Origin of the sequence: Frisingicoccus caecimuris, from assembly GCF_004340975.1 — a bacterium.
GTDB classification, from domain to species: domain Bacteria; phylum Bacillota; class Clostridia; order Lachnospirales; family Lachnospiraceae; genus Frisingicoccus; species Frisingicoccus caecimuris.
This window is the reverse complement of sequence record NZ_SLXA01000003.1, coordinates 139,391-157,562: the sequence shown is the minus strand read 5'-3', so window position 1 is coordinate 157,562 and position 18,172 is coordinate 139,391. Positions and strand designations below refer to the sequence as shown.

General features: G+C 43.7%; 18 protein-coding genes. 3 read left to right on the top strand and 15 right to left on the bottom strand.

The window, feature by feature from the left end; translation table 11 throughout:
• Nucleotides 1–53: 53 nt before the first annotated feature.
• From topA to EV212_RS04825, 3 genes are read right to left on the bottom strand one after another with little or no spacing between them, the layout of a single operon-like run.
• A complete protein-coding gene (topA, locus tag EV212_RS04835; protein ID WP_132089690.1) occupies nucleotides 54–2,129 on the bottom strand; it encodes a type I DNA topoisomerase in 2,076 nt (691 codons plus the stop codon).
• A gap of 50 nt (nucleotides 2,130–2,179) precedes the next feature.
• Nucleotides 2,180–3,310: a DNA-processing protein DprA gene (gene dprA, locus EV212_RS04830; RefSeq protein ID WP_132089688.1), complete on the bottom strand. Its 1,131-nt coding sequence runs from the start codon at nucleotides 3,308–3,310 to the stop codon at nucleotides 2,180–2,182.
• Nucleotides 3,301–4,911 carry a YifB family Mg chelatase-like AAA ATPase gene (locus tag EV212_RS04825; protein ID WP_132089685.1) on the bottom strand — a complete coding sequence of 537 codons (1,611 nt, stop codon included), beginning with the start codon at nucleotides 4,909–4,911 and terminating at the stop codon, nucleotides 3,301–3,303. Before EV212_RS04825 ends, dprA begins: the two co-directional genes overlap by 10 nt.
• A gap of 112 nt (nucleotides 4,912–5,023) precedes the next feature.
• Between EV212_RS04825 and dtd the strand changes: the two genes are divergently transcribed.
• Nucleotides 5,024–5,470: a D-aminoacyl-tRNA deacylase gene (gene dtd, locus EV212_RS04820; protein ID WP_132089682.1), complete on the top strand. Its 447-nt coding sequence runs from the start codon at nucleotides 5,024–5,026 to the stop codon at nucleotides 5,468–5,470.
• A 49-nt stretch (nucleotides 5,471–5,519) separates the two neighbouring features.
• On the opposite strand, the gene nrdR is transcribed toward dtd, so the two are convergent.
• The 3 genes from nrdR to ybaK all read right to left on the bottom strand — a co-directional run bounded on the left by nrdR (nucleotide 5,520) and on the right by ybaK (nucleotide 7,309).
• Nucleotides 5,520–5,969, bottom strand: coding sequence for a transcriptional regulator NrdR (gene nrdR / locus EV212_RS04815; protein ID WP_132089679.1), 450 nt, complete (start codon nucleotides 5,967–5,969; stop codon nucleotides 5,520–5,522).
• A gap of 528 nt (nucleotides 5,970–6,497) precedes the next feature.
• Nucleotides 6,498–6,758 (bottom strand): YlmC/YmxH family sporulation protein, encoded by a 261-nt coding sequence (locus EV212_RS04810; RefSeq protein ID WP_132089996.1) that lies wholly within the window; start codon nucleotides 6,756–6,758, stop codon nucleotides 6,498–6,500.
• An 80-nt stretch (nucleotides 6,759–6,838) separates the two neighbouring features.
• Nucleotides 6,839–7,309 (bottom strand): Cys-tRNA(Pro) deacylase, encoded by a 471-nt coding sequence (gene ybaK, locus EV212_RS04805; RefSeq protein WP_132089993.1) that lies wholly within the window; start codon nucleotides 7,307–7,309, stop codon nucleotides 6,839–6,841.
• A gap of 111 nt (nucleotides 7,310–7,420) precedes the next feature.
• Between ybaK and hisA the strand changes: the two genes are divergently transcribed.
• Nucleotides 7,421–8,212, top strand: coding sequence for a phosphoribosylformimino-5-aminoimidazole carboxamide ribotide isomerase (gene hisA / locus EV212_RS04800; protein ID WP_132089676.1), 792 nt, complete (start codon nucleotides 7,421–7,423; stop codon nucleotides 8,210–8,212).
• Nucleotides 8,209–8,508, top strand: coding sequence for a hypothetical protein (locus tag EV212_RS04795; RefSeq protein WP_132089673.1), 300 nt, complete (start codon nucleotides 8,209–8,211; stop codon nucleotides 8,506–8,508). The genes hisA and EV212_RS04795 overlap by 4 nt, the downstream gene beginning before the upstream one ends.
• A gap of 32 nt (nucleotides 8,509–8,540) precedes the next feature.
• On the opposite strand, the gene sigG is transcribed toward EV212_RS04795, so the two are convergent.
• The 9 genes from sigG to mraY form a co-directional block, all read right to left on the bottom strand.
• Nucleotides 8,541–9,320: an RNA polymerase sporulation sigma factor SigG gene (sigG, locus tag EV212_RS04790; protein WP_132089670.1), complete on the bottom strand. Its 780-nt coding sequence runs from the start codon at nucleotides 9,318–9,320 to the stop codon at nucleotides 8,541–8,543.
• A 129-nt stretch (nucleotides 9,321–9,449) separates the two neighbouring features.
• Nucleotides 9,450–10,127 (bottom strand): RNA polymerase sporulation sigma factor SigE, encoded by a 678-nt coding sequence (gene sigE, locus EV212_RS04785; protein WP_330570467.1) that lies wholly within the window; start codon nucleotides 10,125–10,127, stop codon nucleotides 9,450–9,452.
• 84 nt (nucleotides 10,128–10,211) lie between these two features.
• On the bottom strand, nucleotides 10,212–10,727 hold the full coding sequence (locus EV212_RS04780; protein WP_165873301.1) for a sigma-E processing peptidase SpoIIGA: 516 nt from the start codon (nucleotides 10,725–10,727) through the stop codon (nucleotides 10,212–10,214).
• Nucleotides 10,728–11,140: 413 nt separating this feature from the next.
• On the bottom strand, nucleotides 11,141–12,268 hold the full coding sequence (gene ftsZ / locus EV212_RS04775; RefSeq protein ID WP_132089662.1) for a cell division protein FtsZ: 1,128 nt from the start codon (nucleotides 12,266–12,268) through the stop codon (nucleotides 11,141–11,143).
• 95 nt (nucleotides 12,269–12,363) lie between these two features.
• Nucleotides 12,364–13,239, bottom strand: a complete 876-nt coding sequence (locus EV212_RS04770; protein WP_132089659.1) for a cell division protein FtsQ/DivIB — start codon at nucleotides 13,237–13,239, stop codon at nucleotides 12,364–12,366.
• 11 nt (nucleotides 13,240–13,250) lie between these two features.
• The gene (gene murA, locus EV212_RS04765) at nucleotides 13,251–14,534 is read right to left on the bottom strand and encodes a UDP-N-acetylglucosamine 1-carboxyvinyltransferase (protein ID WP_165873300.1); all 1,284 of its coding nucleotides are present in this window, start codon (nucleotides 14,532–14,534) and stop codon (nucleotides 13,251–13,253) included.
• Between the two features lie 62 nt (nucleotides 14,535–14,596).
• Nucleotides 14,597–15,721, bottom strand: coding sequence for a putative lipid II flippase FtsW (ftsW, locus tag EV212_RS04760; protein WP_132089990.1), 1,125 nt, complete (start codon nucleotides 15,719–15,721; stop codon nucleotides 14,597–14,599).
• A 38-nt stretch (nucleotides 15,722–15,759) separates the two neighbouring features.
• Complete coding sequence (gene murD, locus EV212_RS04755; RefSeq protein ID WP_132089654.1) at nucleotides 15,760–17,121, bottom strand: UDP-N-acetylmuramoyl-L-alanine--D-glutamate ligase; 1,362 nt, start codon at nucleotides 17,119–17,121, stop codon at nucleotides 15,760–15,762.
• Between the two features lie 37 nt (nucleotides 17,122–17,158).
• Nucleotides 17,159–18,130, bottom strand: a complete 972-nt coding sequence (mraY, locus tag EV212_RS04750) for a phospho-N-acetylmuramoyl-pentapeptide-transferase (protein WP_132089652.1) — start codon at nucleotides 18,128–18,130, stop codon at nucleotides 17,159–17,161.
• Between the last annotated feature and the right edge of the window lie 42 nt (nucleotides 18,131–18,172).

Sequence of the window (18,172 nt, the reverse complement as noted above, 5' to 3'; positions counted from 1 at the left end):
AAAAAGTCCCCTGTTGAGTCCATTGTGATGGCCCTGACAGGGGACAGTCTTGTCTATGATTCTTTTTCTTCCCGATTTTCCCGATATCCGCAGGTTACATCCGCACATACCAGTTTCTGCCCTTTTATCAGCAGTGCATTACCGCACTTTGGACAACTTTTTCCAGAAGGCCTCTGCCATGTCATAAAATCGCACTCCGGATTATTTTCACAACCGTAATATTTACGTCCTTTCTGCGTCTTCCGGATAACAATATCCTTACCGCACTTTGGACAGCTTACGCCTATTTTTTCAAAATATGTTTTTGTATTTTTACACTCAGGGAACCCCGGGCATGCCAGAAACTTTCCGTGAGGTCCATATTTAATGACCATATGACGACCGCACTGGTCACAGATCACATCTGACACTTCATCCTCAATCTTTACCTGTTCCAGTTCCTTTTCGGCAGTCTGAACAGCCTCTTCTAAATCCGGATAGAAGTTGCGGACAACTGTCTTATAATTGACACAGCCCTCTTCAACTTTATCCAAAAGAAATTCCATATTCGCAGTAAAAGAAACATCGACAATACTCGGAAATGCATCTTTCATAATCTGATTTACTACTTCGCCAAGCTCAGTCACATAAAGATTTTTATTCTCCTTCGCCACATAACGACGGGCAATGATGGTCGTGATCGTCGGCGCATAGGTGCTTGGCCGTCCAATTCCCAGTTCCTCCAATGTCTTAACAAGGGAAGCCTCTGTGAAATGTGCCGGTGGCTGAGTAAAATGCTGTTTTCCTTCAAAATCATTGAATGAAAGCTGACTATCCTCCGTTAATTTCTTTAAAAGGACATTGGATTCCGCCTTATCCTCCGTATGCTTATACACCGAAAGAAAACCTTCAAATTTAATCTTTGATGCCGTGACTGTGAAAATATAGTCATTACAATTAATTTTAACATTTGTCGTCCCATAAACTGCATCGGCCATCCGGCTGGCAACAAATCGGCTCCAGATGAGCTGATACAGCCGAAACTGGTCTCTGGACAGGGATTCCTTAATCTTTGTCGGCGTCAGTTCACTATTGGACGGGCGGATCGCCTCATGGGCATCCTGGATCTTCCCGCTGTTTTTACTGTCTTTCATCTGACCGATCACATACTCCGGTCCATAGGCATCGCCGATAAACTGACGCACTGCGGCATCCGCTTCCTCAGAGATACGGGTGGAGTCTGTTCTAAGATAAGTAATCAGACCAACCGTTCCATTTCCTTTAATATCCACGCCTTCATACAGCTGCTGAGCGATACGCATCGTCTTCTGTGTTGAAAAATTCAGCAGCTTAGAAGCCTCCTGCTGCAGGGTACTCGTTGTGAACGGCAATGGCGGTTTCTTTGAACGCTCGCCATTTTTTATATTATATATCTTGTATGGATGACCGTCCAGATCCGCCAGAATTGCCTCTAACTGTTCTTTGGAATGAATCTCCATTTTTTCCTTATCTCTGCCGTAGAATTTGGCTGTCAGGGGCTTTTTCTCCCCCTTAACATCCAGCAGGACATCCAGTGACCAATATTCCTCCGGAATGAAGGAATCGATCTCCTGCTCTCTGTCACAGATAATACGAAGGGCTACGGACTGCACACGACCGGCGCTCAATCCCCGTTTGACCTTCGCCCAGAGCAGCGGGCTGATCTTATATCCCACCATACGGTCCAGTATACGCCGGGCCTGCTGGGCATCTACCAGATCCATATCAATATCTCTGGCCTGTTTGATAGAATTTTTTACAGCTGTCTTTGTAATCTCATTAAATGTAATACGATGTATCTGTTTCTGTTCCAGTTTCAAAGCCTGAGCCAGATGCCAGGAAATTGCTTCTCCCTCCCGGTCCGGGTCAGTTGCAAGATAAACTTTATCCGCTTTTTTTACTTCTTTACGAAGCATGGCAAGAATGTCGCCTTTTCCGCGAATCGTTATATATTTCGGTTCAAAATCGTTTTCAATATCAATTCCCAACTGGCTTTTGGGTAAATCACGTACATGTCCATTTGACGCAACTACCCGATAATTCGATCCAAGGAACTTATTAATGGTTTTGGCTTTCGCAGGAGATTCCACAATAACCAAATATTTAGCCATAATACGCCTCCACTATCTCATCTCTATTGTCAAAACCTTTTTATACACGCCTAAATGCTGCGTATATACAGGTTTTTTCCCATCGGACGTATCCACCCTTCCAGTTCAAGATTGAGCAAAGTCTTCCAGGTTTCCGATAAAGTAAGTCCACACTCTGCTGAAATGGCATCCACATCTTTTGGGCTTAAACTTAAACTAGCATACACCAATTGTTCTGAATTATCAAGTGCAAGTTTTGTTTTTCCATGCCAGCTTTTCAGACCATTCGAGGAAATGTCATAATCCTCCGCAATATCTTCCGGCTTAAAAACAAGCTTGGCCCCGCTCTGAATGAGTTGATGACAGCCCTGGCTTAATGCATCGTTAAAGCGCCCGGGCAGAGCATAAATATTTTTTCCCTGTTCCAGTCCGGCTTCCGCCGTAATAAGGGCGCCGCTTCGCTCCCTTGCTTCAATAACAAAAATTCCGTCAGCCAATCCACTGATAATCCGGTTACGCATCGGAAAACGCCAGGGCTCCGGCTTCACATCCAAACCATATTCACTTAAAATTCCACCCCGAACCTTCATCTGTTCAAAAAGACTGTAATTTTCCCTCGGATAACAAATATTCAATCCACATCCGAGTATGCCCCACGTCTGTCCCGCTTCGAAAACATTCTCCGGTAAACTCCGGCTGTTCTCTAATACCCCCCGGTGAGCTTCTCCATCCACGCCCCGGGCCAATCCACTGATAACATCGATTCCCATTTCCGCAAGCGCCCCGGCAAAGTATCTGGCGGAAGCCAGACCATATCCACTGGCTTCTCTCGCTCCCACGACAGCAATCATCGGCCGCTTTTTTTCAGGAAGATGACCATAGTAAAACAGCCCGGCCGGTGCGTCATAAATATGTCTGAGCTTTTCCGGATATTCCCTGTCTATACGACATACAAAATGACCGCCTGATTTTTCAAGCCGGGACATATCCCGCCGCAGCAGTGTTTCATCCTTTTCCACACACTGCTCAAGCCGTTTTCGGATGTTCTCACTTAAGCCCTTAACCTCCGTATATTGTGAGTTTCTTCCATAATAAATATTCTTCGCTGTTTTAAAATATCCCAATAGTTTGTCAATAGAACGAACACCAAGCCACGGACGGCTGCACATCCAAAACCAACATTCTCTTTCCGTCAGCCCCATAGGCCACCTCCATAGGTTTCATCAGGCAGTCGATACCCAACAGCTTCTGCCACATGCTCCATCTGAATTTTGGGGCTTCCTTCCATGTCACTGATGGTCCTGGCCACTTTAAGAATCTTCTGATAAGTTCTGGCAGATAAATGAAATTTTTCATATGCCTTTTCCAAAAAGCGCTGTGTCTCCTTGTCCAGGCCACAATATTTTTCCAGCATCTGTCCTTCCATTTCGCTGTTATATCGGATATTTTCTCCGGAAAATCTTTCCTTCTGTATCTGTCCGGCCCGTTCTATCTTCACCTGCATTTGGCGACTATCCATGCCGGAACCTTCGTCGGTCATATGACGATAATCCACACGGCGAATATATACACACAAATCCAAACGTTCCAGCACTGGTCCACTGATCTTCGCCATATATTTCTGAATTTGGCTCGATGTACAGCGACAGCGCTTTCTGTCCGGATAATATCCACAGGGGCAGGGGTTCATGGCCGCTACCACCAGGGGCTTTGCCGGAAAACAAAAATCTCCCCGTACCCGATGAACAAAGACCTCCCCGGATTCCAACGGCTGACGCAAAGATTCCACTGCACTTCTTGAAAACTCGGCAAATTCATCCAGAAATAAAATACCTCCATGAGCAAGACTGATTTCCCCCGGAGTCGGAGTTGCTCCACCCCCAACGAGCGCTTTGTCAGATAGCGAATGATGAGGTCTCCGAAAAGGGCGGCAGGTCATCAATCCACTTCCCGGTTTCAGTTGTCCCGCTGCGCTGTGAATCTTTGTCACCATCATCTGTTCTTCAAACGCCATCTCCGGCAGGATATAGGGAAGACGCTCCGCCATCATTGTCTTTCCACTCCCCGGCGGCCCAATAACAAGTAAATGATGATGCCCGGCCACACAAATCTGCATGCATCGTTTCGCCGTCTCTTGCCCGCGGATATCCCCAAAATCCATCGGATATTTTCTCTCTTTTTCATTTTTTTCCGACGTCGGAACCAATATTTGAGATAGTTTTCTTTTCCCCTGGAGATGATCAATGACTTCCGAAAAAGTTCTGGCGCCAAAGACCCGCATTTCAGATACAATCGCCGCCTCTTCGGCATTTTCCACTGAAACAAAACAATTACTGAACCCCTCTTTTACAGCCTGGCTGACCATCGAAAGAATCCCTTTGACCGGAACAAGTGTACCATTTAAGCCCAGTTCACCAATAAATATACTGTTTTCAAGAAATTCTGGAGAAACATGCTCAATGCAGCATAGAAGCGCCACAGCAACAGGCAGATCAAAACCGGTTCCTGACTTTCGAAAATCGGCAGGCGCCAGATTAATCAGATAGCGCTTGGGAGGCAGTGAAAAACCTGAATTCCGCATGGCGGTACAGATCCGCGCACCAGACTCACGAACTTCCGAAGACAGTTCCCCTACAATCTGAAATGCCGGAAGACCGTTGCTCATGTCCGCTTCTACCCGGACAATGCATCCTTCAATACCCAAACAAAGCGCACTATAGACTTTACAAAACATAAATCCCTGACCTTTCTCTCGAAAGGCAATACCTGATTCTACTTTATCAATTTGTACGCCATTCTTCAACTATAAAGCATCTTCCTTTTTTTACATTTTTCATCTCATATTTGACGCTGCCGCTCCCGCCAGATATAATAAAACCAGGCCGCATACGGCCGAAGGGAAAGGAGTCATTACGATGAAAGCAGTTATACAGAGAGTCAGCCGGGGCAAAGTAACGATCGACGGACAGATTCACGGAGAAATCGGCAGAGGATTTGTTATCCTTCTTGGTGTAGCCAAAGATGACACCACAGAAGATATGGACTATCTGATCAAAAAAATTTCCGGACTTCGTATATTTGAAGATACCGAAGGAAAGATGAATCTTTCCTTAAGAGATGTCGACGGCCAACTTTTGATCATCTCCCAATTCACATTATTTGCAAATACAAAGAAGGGAAATCGGCCAAGTTTTATTGATGCCGGTCTTCCTGAGCCTTCCAAAGCTTTTTATCTGGATTTTATAAAAGCCTTCCGAAATCTGGGATTCACCGTAGCCGAAGGTGAATTTGGCGCAAACATGGCTGTCGAGCTGGTCAATGACGGACCTGTGACGATTATCATTGATTCGAAAAATAAATAGCAGAAAACAGGCGGAATCCCTCAAAAAAGGATCCCGCCTGCATAAATTCTTATTTTAAAATTTTTTTAATCTCATCCATAAAGGTGTTCACATCTTTAAATTCACGGTACACAGAAGCAAAACGGACATAAGCTACTGCATCCAGATCCTTCAGCCGATTCATAACAACCTCACCAATATCCTGAGCCGGAATTTCCCGCTCTTCCCGATTAAAAATTTCTGTTTCAATCTCATCAACCAGTTTATTGATCTGATCCGCCGAAATCGGCCGTTTATGGCAGGAGCGGATGATACCTGAAGCAATCTTCTGCCTGTCATAAGGCTCCCGGTTGTTATCCTTTTTAATGACAATCAAAGGAATCGTTTCAACTTTTTCATAGGTTGTAAACCTTTTCTGGCAGGCATTACATTGTCTGCGCCGACGTATGGAATTTCCATCTTCCGCCGGACGAGAGTCAATAACTTTTGAATCTGCCTCCCCACAAAATGGACACTTCATCTTTTTACCCTCCTCAATAAATTCATTATAATCGAGGAAATAAAGGTGGTCAATAAAAAAATCCCTTTGAATGTCGTTTTGTCGGTCTTTATATCAGAAGGTCTTTTGTAATCATTGTACAGACTTTCGTCAGATTTTGTGAAATAGTTTTTAAAATATAGCTGCTATATCCTACGTGCGTCCAAAACTGTTCGGATATCAAAGTTTCAAAAACTCCAGAATATTTAAGAAAAAATCTAACCTGCTTTTTCGGGAACTTCTATTACAGACATTTTTTCAAACGCCCATAGCTTCAAAAATGTCTGATTTTATCCCCGAAAAAGCAGGTTGTTTTTTTACAAATATTCTGGAACATTTTTACCATTTGATATCCGAACAGTTGCGTTCGCGTAGGATATAGCAAATAAGCATTTTTAAACTATTTCACAAAATCTCGAAAGCTGGCACGTATTACAAAAGACCTTCTGATATATTTCCGATAAAGCGGCATTCAAAAGCATTATTTTTGTCCGCTTTTATTGTTCTTTTTTATCCTTCGCAATGGCGCATGATCTCCTCCATGCAAACGTCCACCAGAATGATATCCGCACCAATCTGCCGGACGCATTTCCAGCCAATTACATATTCTGTGTCCCTGCCCAGAAGACCGCACCATTTTCCCTGACCGGGAATGATCAGCTGACAAATGTTTCCCGTCTTGGGATCAAATTCCACATCCACCACAAAACCAATGCGCTGACAATCCCGAACATTAATGACTTCTTTCTGGCGAAGTTCGCAAATACGCATGCTGCACCCCATAAAATACTTCTTAATTTTATGTTATGCGCCACTTTCCGTCCGGTGACCACCGGATTTGCTTTTACTTTTTATTGGGTAACATCTGCATAAACTGCCTCGGTAAAATCTTTTAATTCTTCCGGATGAATAATAATCTGCATTCCCCGGACACCGCCGCTGACAGCGATCTCGTCATAAAGCATGGCCGTTTCATCAATCCATGTCGGGTATTTTTTCTTCATACCAATAGGCGAACAGCCGCCGCGTATATAACCGGTCAAGCCAAGCAATTCTTTGACATGGGTCATTTCAATTTTTTTATCTCCGGCCGCTTTCGCTGCCTTTTTCAAATCCAGCTCCATAGTTACCGGAACACAAAAAACCATGATGCCCTGCTTATCCCCACGAACAACAAGGGTTTTGAAAATCTGGTCCGCCGGAAGGCTGACCTGGGAAGCCACGTGCTCTCCGCTCAAATGTTCTTCATCAAATTCATAGGTTTCTATCCGAAAAGCTATGCCTGCCTGCTCTAAAAGCCGCATGGCATTCGTTTTATTGATATCGGCATCTTTCTTTTTTGCCATTCTGATCGCTCCTTACTTTCCTTTTTCTTGCAATACGGAGTAAATTATACTATAATTTTTCTCATAATTCCAGTGAGGTGTATGAAAATGCAATTCAGACCATGTATCGATATACATAATGGCAAAGTGAAACAGATTGTCGGCGGCAGTTTAAAGGATGCAGGCAACCAGGCTAAAGAAAATTTTGTGTCGGAACAGGATGCGGCCTGGTATGCCAGCCAATACAGGAAAGATGGGATCCACGGCGGTCATATCATTTTGCTGAACCCGGAATCTTCGGAATACTATGAGGCAGATGTGGCTCAGGCCCTCGGCGCCCTGACAGCCTATCCGGGCGGACTTCAGATTGGAGGCGGTATTCATCCCGGAAATGCCCGCCGTTTCCTGGATGCAGGAGCTTCCCATGTCATTGTAACTTCTTATGTCTTTAAGGATGGTAAAATCCATTTTGACCGTTTGAAGGATCTGGCGGGACTGATCGGCAACGAACATCTTGTTCTCGATTTAAGCTGCCGAAAAAAGGACAACGACTATTATATTGTCACTGACCGTTGGCAAAAGTTTACATCTGTGAAAATGAACCTGGAAACTATGGAAATGCTGTCCCCATACTGTGATGAATTTTTAATTCACGCTGTCGATGTGGAAGGCAAGGCCTCCGGTATTGAAAAGCCATTGGCAGAGCTCCTCGGCAGCTTTACTGCCCGTCCGGTCACCTATGCAGGCGGAGTGGGTTCTTTTGAGGACCTTCGCATATTAAAAGAACTGGGACAGAACCATATCAATGTGACCATCGGCAGCGCGCTGGATTTGTTCGGCGGTCCGATTCCCTATGAAACTGTCAAATATCTTGGAACAGAAAACGAGGTGGCATTATGATTGATATCAAAGATGTTATGCCCATTTCCTTTTTAAAAAAGGAACCCTTTACCGGCAGCTATCAGGGAATGCGATACCGAATGGAAAAATCAGAAATCCCTCTTGCTGAGAATTCAGAAGAGAAAAAAATCGTCTTAAAAATCTGTATATGGCCTCAGCCCTTTTGTTTTGACAAAACCGACGAGACAAAAAAGACGTGGGAAACCTTCGAATTTTCGCCGGAAGGACTGACCCAGGCCGTCAACTGGCTGAATATAAAATATAAAGATGAAAAAGAACGCTGGACACGGGATTAATTTCCTGTCCGGCGTTCTTTATTAAAATATTTTTATTGTTGAAGATAATTTCGCATACTTTTCAGAGCATTTTTTTCAATTCTGGAAATCTGCGCCTGGGATATGGAAAGTTCTGAGGCCACTTCCATCTGAGTTTTTCCCTGATAAAAACGCATTTTGATAATTTTCCGCTCCCTGTCACCAAGCTTATTTATGGCTTCCTGCAAGGCAATATTCTCAACCCAGGCTGCCTCCGTGTTTTTCGGGTCCCTGACCTGGTCCATAATACACAGTTTATCGCCGCCTTCCGTATATACCGGTTCATATAAAGATACGGGACTCTGAATCGCATCCATGGCAAAAACAATATCCTCTTTGCTGATACCAATTTCCCCGGCCACCTCCATGACCGAGGGTTCCCGGTTATTCTTTTTGATAAATGCCTCTCTGGCATAAATTGCTTTATAGGCAGTATCACGGAGAGAGCGGCTCACCCTGATACTGTTATTATCCCGAAGATACCGTCGGATTTCACCAATGATCATCGGTACGGCGTAAGTCGAGAATTTTACTCCCTGGCTCAAGTCAAAATTGTCGATAGCTTTCATCAACCCGATACAGCCAACCTGAAATAAATCATCCGGATTTTCATTGCTGTTGGAAAAACGTTTAATGACACTGAGTACCAGTCGGAGATTTCCCTTGATATATTCTTCCTTTGCCTCCATATCTCCTGCTTTAATACGTAAAAACAAAGCTTCCTTCTCCTCTTCTTTAAGGAGAGGAAGCTTTGACGTATTAACACCGCATATTTCAACCTTACCCTGAGCCATAATAAGAATCCTCCTTACCACACTTGTTTGTCAACTGAAGTACAGTAAAGATTTTTCACATTATGAAATTTTATTATACGGTTTTCTTAAAAATAAAAAAATTATTGGGGCTTGACAAAAAAGAGGTTTTCAACTCATTTTGCTGATTTCTTTTTTTAACCGGTTCATAATTTTTTTCTCCAGACGTGATATATAGGATTGAGAAATGCCGAGCAGATCTGCTACTTCCTTCTGTGTCCGTTCATATCCGTCCTTCGTATTCAGCCCAAAACGCAGCTTGATGATCGTCTGCTCTCTTGGAGACAGCTTATCAATTGCTTTATTTAAAAGCATACGGTCAACTTCTCCCTCAATGCCTTTATAAATAACATCCTCTTCTGTGCCAAGAATATCTGACAAAAGAAGTTCATTGCCATCCCAGTCGACATTCAGCGGCTCGTCAATGGACACTTCCATGCGCGTCTTATTATTCCTCCGCAAATACATTAATATTTCATTTTCAATACAACGCGACGCATAAGTCGCCAGCTTAATATTTTTTTCCGGATTAAATGAATTAATCGCTTTGATCAGTCCAATTGTTCCTATAGATATTAAATCTTCCACGCCGATTCCCGTATTGTCAAATTTTCTGGCAATGTATACAACCAGTCTCAGATTGTGTTCAATCAGTACTGCCCGGCCATCCTTTTCCTTTTCCGTTCCAAGCATTCCTATAGCTTCCGCCTCAGCTTCATTTTCCAATGGCACCGGCAATACATCTGCGCCTCCGATATAAAAAATATCTCCACCACTTTGACGAATCATCTTCTGAGGATTCCGACGCGCCGCGTATCGGAATTTTCCCGGTAATGCTGCACTACATATCATAACTTGCTCCTTCCGCACACATTACTTTTTCAGAATATCCGGATGCACAATAGCACTAAATTCCCCACTTTGGCTAAGTTTTCCTTTATAAATGCCAACAATGCACCCACTCTGCTCATATTTTCGTCCCTGATTTTGAAAAATCAGCTTATCCACCGTAACTCCCAGTAGCACTCCATGTTTTTTCCCAATGGAGTGATACGGAATCGCCCGAATTCCCGGAATAACCGTTCCATTCTTCAGGCAGGTCTTTAGACGTCCATATTCCACCAGACAAACCGGTTTGCCGGTCAGCGGTTCATATAAACAATTTCCCGTATCTAAAAGCGCTTTGATGGTCACAATACGTCCGTTCAGATGTATTTGTAGATTTCCACTGCAATTTTTTAATCGATATTCTCTTGTAAAATGGGTGTGGTAGAAAATGATTGGGCACAAACTTCCGATCAGAAAGAAGCACCCGCATAAAAGAATCTGGTGGTGAACAGATTTTATCGGATGAGAATGTGAGAAAGAAAACTTTATTCTATTTGACAAGCGGTTAATAACGGGTTCAAATCACCTCCTGAAAATGATTGATCCTATTATAACGCAAAGGAGAAAAATATTTTGTCAAACGGTTGTCCCGGTTCCATAAAATGTTTCCGCCGCTTTCTACAAAACGTGCAAAAAAGAAAACAAAAAAGTGTTCTTTTCCAAACCTTGAAACGGTTTTTCAAAGAACACTTTTTTGTTATTAATGAAGTCCGGTCGTGTCGCCAGAAATGCAAAACGAATCTCCATCATTTTGGTGATTTTCGCAGTGCTTACCTATATAGACCGACGTGAATAAGAAAAAGCATCCCGCAACTACTCTTCCAAATTCAGGATGGTTTTTCCTTCCTTTTCCCATGAAAAAATGCCTCAGGAAACCGTTTGACGGGATTTCCTGAGGCATTTTGTGCTAAATATTATTTCTTCTGTAAGAAACTTGGAATCTGGATGGTACTTGTACCAACAGTCGTCTCACTCTTTGTGATCGGTGTTCTCTGAGTCGGAGCCGATGTCTTGAATGAAGATGCACCGCTGTTAAATGCTGGACGCTCATTTGCTTTCTTCATGAAAGTCGAAGTCTGTCCGGCACTCTCCTGTGCTTCCAGGCCAGTTGCGATAACTGTGATCGAACATGTATCCGGTGTGCTTTCATCATACATCGCACCAAAGATGATGTTTGCAGATTCGCCCGCCAGCTCTTCAACATACATAGCCGCTTCGTTTGCTTCAATAAGGCCGATATCACCGGAGATATTAATAACGATATCTGTGGCACCTTCAATCGTTGTCTCAAGCAATGGACTTGTCGTAGCCTGTTTCACAGCATCCAGAGCTTTTTCATCACCATGACCTTCACCGATACCGATATGGGCAATACCCTTGTCTTTCATGACTGTCTGGATATCTGCAAAGTCAAGGTTGATCAGTCCTGGAACATTGATCAGGTCAGTGATACCCTGAACACCCTGCTGCAATACTTCATCCGCTTTTTTCAGAGCTTCCGGCATAGAAGTCCGACGATCAACAATTTCAAGTAATTTATCATTTGGAATGATAATCAATGTATCTACATTTTCTTTCAGATTTTCGATACCCATATTGGCATTTACCATTCTCTGCTTTGCTTCAAAACGGAAAGGTTTTGTAACAACACCAACCGTCAGACATCCCAGGCTCTTTGCAATACCTGCAACTACCGGAGCTGCACCAGTACCTGTGCCGCCGCCCATACCGCAGGTAACAAATACCATATCGGCGCCTTCGATCAATTTTGTCAATTCATCCACGCTTTCCTCAGCAGCCTTTGCTCCTACTTCCGGTTTTGCTCCAGCGCCAAGTCCCTTTGTCAACTTTTCGCCAATCTGAACAAGCTGATTGGCCTTGCATAACTGTAAAGCCTGTCTATCTGTATTTACGCCAATGAATTCTACACCGACAATATTTTCTTCGATCATTCGATTTACTGCATTATTTCCGGCACCGCCGACACCAATGACAAGTATTTTAGCTGCTGCATCCATTTCGTTTGTTTTTATCTCAAGCAAGGTAGTTCCTCCTTTTAATATTAATATCTTTTTTCTCAATTTGCACTATCATATTATATAATATAGTTTTTCGTAAAAATAATCAACCGTTTCTTTTAATTTTCTTTCGTAAATATAATAGAATTTTTTGTCGAATCATAGTTCTCCAGATGCAATATTCCCCGAATCTGGTCTGTTTCCTGCATATTAAGGAGTTCTGGCAGTATATTGGCCAATTCTGTGGCTTTTCCTTCCAACAGAACCGGCGCTCCAAACCCTATCCGGATTGCTTCATTTATATAGACTGTAAAATATCCATCTTCTCCAATCTCTATCTCTTCTGGGGCAATATCATGATCCACAAGCAGCTGGCATAATTCTATTACTCCTTTGTAGACTGTCCGATTTTCTATGGATATAGTCTGACCGATCTCCAGGTCGCCGGCTTCAGCACCTGTGATCAGCGGAACTGTATCCCTCCGCTCAGACAACACCTCCTGAACCACACCATTATCATCAAAATAGAAATAGTTTTTTCCCTCTTTCAGGCATCCAAGAATATCCGTCTCACCAACTTCAATACAGATCATATTTCTATTTTCTATTTTCACCTGAACATCTTCCAGAAATGGAATATCCTCCACTTTGTACCTGAAATATTTCAAATAACAGATTAATGTGTTCGGAGCATCTTCAGGAAAGCCAATCCGTGTTTTAATTTCATCGGCCGTGTAATTTTTATTACCGATCACCCGGACTTCCTCCAAACGAAAGCCATAGATCACAACACCCACGGCCACCGCCAAAATGATAAATATGCCAGCAATGATTTTCAGTCCGCGATGGCGTTTTGGAATAGTTCTTCTATCCCTTTCCTTATCCCAAACGGCTTCCCCATCTTCATCATTTTCCAATTCCTGTTCTAAATCTTCAAAATCTTCAAATTCTTCAAACTCTTCAAGCTCTTCATCCTGATAATAATTCTTATCCACGGTATATCCACCTATTTTCCAATAATCTCACCCTTACGGGTATCCCTGCAATGTCGAATTTCTGCACCAAGTTGTGTCAAATCTTTGCATATATCCTGATAACCACGTTCTACAAAGATGGAGTTCTCGACGATAGTATCACCTTCCGCCATCAGGCCCGCAATTATGAGCGCCGCTCCGCCCCGCAAATCTCTTGCAGATACATGACAGCCCTTTAATTTTCCGACGCCGCAGATCACAGCCCTGTTATTTTTTATTTGTATATCCGCCCCCATTTTCCGAAGTTCTTCAGCCGTCCGGAAACGATTTTCAAAAATATGCTCATAAATCGTAGTTTCTCCCCTGGCTGTGGAGAGGACCGCCATCAGTTGAGATTGCAGATCCGTTGGAAACCCCGGAAATGGTTGGGTATGAATATCTTCAATCGCAAAAAGCCTCCGGGCAGATTTGAGAAAAATTCCCCGGTCCGTCATTCGGACTTCACACCCCATGGCTTCACATAAATGCAGCAGGCAGTGGATATGCTGCTCTGCCACATCAAAAAGTTCAATTTCGCCGCCGCTTCCGGCAGCTGCTAACAGATAGGTACCAGCGACAATCCGATCTGTCATGACCGTGTATTCAGTGTCCCGCAACGGACATTTGCCCAAAATGCCGATTCTGTCCGTCCCGGCGCCGTAAATACTTACACCCATCGCCTCCAGAAAACCGGCAAGGTCTGTCACTTCCGGTTCCTTCGCCGCATTTTGTATCCATGTAATTCCCTCGGCCATTGCTCCGGCCATCATCAGATTCTCCGTTGCTCCGACACTTGGATAAGGCAGTACGATTCTCGCTCCTGATAATCCATCGGTCTCACAATAAATCTCCCTATCCTGTTCCTCAATATGTACACCCATCTGTTCTAAAGCCCGCAGGTGGATATCTACCGGACGCGCTCCTATGGTACAGCCTCCGGGATAATCCAGGACCATATGATGGCAGCGCCCCAACACTGCTCCTAAAAGCAAAATTGAAGAACGCATCTTTCCAATACATTCCCGTGAAAGATTTTCCAGATGGATTTCCGACGCATCAATGCGAAGCATATCTCCCTGATGAACTACCTCACAGCCAATACTGCGAAGTATTCTCACCATGTATTTTACATCCAGAATATCCGGACATCCCCGGATGACCGTCACTCCCTGATGTAAAAGTGATGCGGCAATAATGGGCAGAGCCGCATTTTTTGATCCATGCACATGAAGCTGGCCGCTGAGCGGCCTGCCGCCAGATATCAGATAGGATGACACATCAATTACCTCCGAACACAGACTATAACATATTCTATGCGGAAGTCTTTTAAATGTTCCTGTTATCGTTTAAATTTAATACTCCGCGAAACGCTCAATATTAACCCTACTTCGCAGAGAAGAAAGGTAACCGACGTACCGCCATAACTGATGAACGGCAGCGGTATCCCCGTATTCGGCAGTGTATTCGTAACAACACCGATATTAATGATGACCTGAAGGCCAATCTGGGCCATAACCCCAATAACAATAAGGGCACCATACAGGTCCGGTGCATTATTTGCAATAATCATACATCGCCAGAGCAGTAAAATAAATAACAAAATAATGGCAATGGCTCCGAACAGCCCCAACTCCTCACAAATAATTGAAAAAATCATATCATTGTGAGCTTCAGGAACATAGGAAAGCTTCTGAATACTCCGTCCCAGGCCTTTGCCAAAAACACCGCCGGAACCAATGGCATAGAGCGCCTGCCGTGTCTGGTAGCCATACTCGGAAGTCTCCACATGCAGCCAGGCTTCGATACGGTCCATACGGTAGGCCGCCACCTGCAGGAAGATAAACATAACACCGATACCGGCCCCGACAACACCAAAAAATATTTTATACTGATTGCTTGCAACAAAAATAATAATAAATGAAATTCCTAACAGAATGATTCCCGTACTCAGATTGGAGACTGTAACAAGCAGAACCATCGGAAGCGCCAGTGCAAAGCATTTGACAACCCCCCGCCAGCTCTTAAGCTGTTTTACCGCCTGGCTCGCCACATGGGCAAGGAAAATGATCAGTACAGCCTTTGCCACCTCGGAGGGCTGGAACTGGATCGGTCCAATCTGAATCCATCGACGCTGTCCGTGACTGGCCACACCGGATATAAGAACCAAAACCAAAAGCAGATTAATGACAATATACGCCATAAACGTAAACCGTTTCCAAAAATGATATGGAATACGACTGATCACCGCCATTCCTGTCAATCCAAGAACCGCCATCATACACTGCCGCTTCAGATAAAAAAAGGAATCCCCGTTATTTTCAATCTGTGAATTGTAAGCACTAGTACTATAAATCATTACAAGGCCAAAACAGACCAGAAAGATAACGATGAACAACAGACTATAATCAAAATACTTTTCAGTCTTTACCCGGGCTCTCTTCTTTTTTTCTTCAGTTGCTGTCATTTCCCGCGCCACGTTCATCACCTCTACTCTCTCAAGTTTCAATCCGCCAGTTTATGGACAAATTCTTTAAACATTCGTCCCCGCTCTTCATAACTCTTAAACATATCCCAACTTGCACAGGCTGGAGAAAGCAATACCGCATCTCCCTTCTCAGCCTTTTGTGAACAGACCTTTACTGCCTCTTCCAGGCTTTCTGTCATGATTATATTTTCAAATCCATGACGACGGGCACATTCGGCAATTTTATTTGCCGTTTCTCCAAGGAGCACAAGATAACGCACCTTATCGCCGAAGGCTTCTATCCATTCGTCATAGGTACTCTGCTTATCATAACCGCCGCCGATGAGCAGTGTCGGACGTACCATCGCCTGGACCGCTTTAATAGCCGCATCCGGATTCGTTCCCTTAGAATCATTATAATAGGAAACTCCCCGTTTTTCTGTCACATACTCAATCCGGTGTTCCACACCCATAAATGAGGTGATCGTCTCCCGGATTTTTTCCATCGGCACGCCAACACACCGTGCCATAGCCACAGCCGCCATGATATTTTCCATATTATGAAGGCCGAGAATTTTGAGTCCGCCGGCACTGCAGATAACCTCCAGAGCACCGTCACAGGCATAATAGATTTTCCGATCATGGAAAAAATATCCATTCTCCAAAACCTGAGTGCTGGAAAAATAGATTACCTGAGGTACAGCAGTTTCACCGATGGCCCGGGTCAATGGGTCGTCATAATTAAGAATGACATAATCTCCGGCCGTCTGATTTTTCATGATATTTTTTTTAGCATTAACATAGCCTTCCATTGTGTGATGTCGATTCAGATGGTCCGGCGTCAAATTCAAAATAGCACTTACCTTTGGATGAAATTCATCTACGGTTTCCAACTGAAAACTGGAAGTCTCAGCCACCACATAACCTTTATCCGTTGTATCCATCGCAACACCGGCATAGGATGTTCCAATATTTCCCACAACATGAACTTCTCTGTAATAATTTTTCAATATTTCCCCCACCAGTGTGGTGGTCGTCGTCTTTCCATTTGTTCCGGTAATTGCAAGAACGGTTCCCTTTGCAAACTGATCCGCCAGTTCGAGCTCACCCCAGATCAGGACCCCCGCATTCCGCATTCGGTTCACAAAATCCACATCCGTCGGAATTCCCGGGCTCAAAACAGCGATATCCAATGTACGGATAATTTCATCCGTCAACTCACCGATAATAATCTTGATATTTTTTTTCTCAGGAAGCTTTGCCTGGATTTCTTCGGCTGTGAGTTCCCTATTTCCATCGTAAAGAATCAAATCTGCATTTGTTTTCATAAGCAGCCCGGCTGCGCCTATCCCACTGATTCCCGTGCCGGCTACAAGCACCGTCTTATTTCTCAAATCCATATGTGTTTTCCTCCCGTTCATCCCGATTTATTTTCTATTAAAGCGCTAAAAAACCAATAAGACATAAAATAGCTGTCACAATAGAAAAAATAGCAACAACCTTTGTCTCCGGCCAGCCGCACAATTCAAAATGGTGATGAATTGGCGCCATTTTAAAGAATCGTTTTCCTCCGGTCTTTTTGAAATATGTCACCTGAATCATAACAGAAACAACCTCGACCAGATAGATCAAGCCAAAAATGATGATAAATAACTGCATATTCATCATACTGGCTGTGGCAGCCACAAAGCCGCCCAGGGCCAATGACCCTGTATCTCCCATAAAGACTCTCGCCGGATACACATTAAACAATAAAAATCCTAAAAGGCTGCCTGCGACCGCCGCTGTTATCGGTGATAAGCCGCTGTTGATTCCCATGGATACCACGGTGAGGAATACAGCCACCAACACAGTCACGCTGGAAAGCAGGCCGTCCAGCCCATCTGTAAAATTGGTTCCGTTCACTGTCCCAAGAAATACAATAAACATAAAGATAATGAACAGCCACCATGGCAGATGGATGTATAATCCATTTTCAAAACCACCAGTAAACGGAATGAGAATTCCGGTACCAGCATCTGTGAAATTCATCAAATAATAGATAAACACACCTGTGATCACGAACTGTCCTGCCATCTTCTGCAAAGGCGTCAGCCCGAGATTCCGTTTTTTGACCACCTTAATATAGTCATCCATAAAACCAATAATACCAAATCCCAGTGTAGAAAAAGCAACCGGTATAATGGCCGGATAATCTTTCATATAAAACAGTGATGTGACGATCACACTGACAATAAAAATGACACCGCCCATGGTCGGAGTTCCTGACTTTTTCTGATGAGCTTTTGGTCCCTCATCGCGAATAAACTGTCCAAATTTTAATTTTTGAAGAAATGGAATGACTACAGGGCACAACAGTGCGCTGATCACAAAAGCAATGATTGCCGGTAACACAATTGTATATTTCATAATGACACCTCTCGTTGAATTCTTTCGTATTCTGTCCAAATT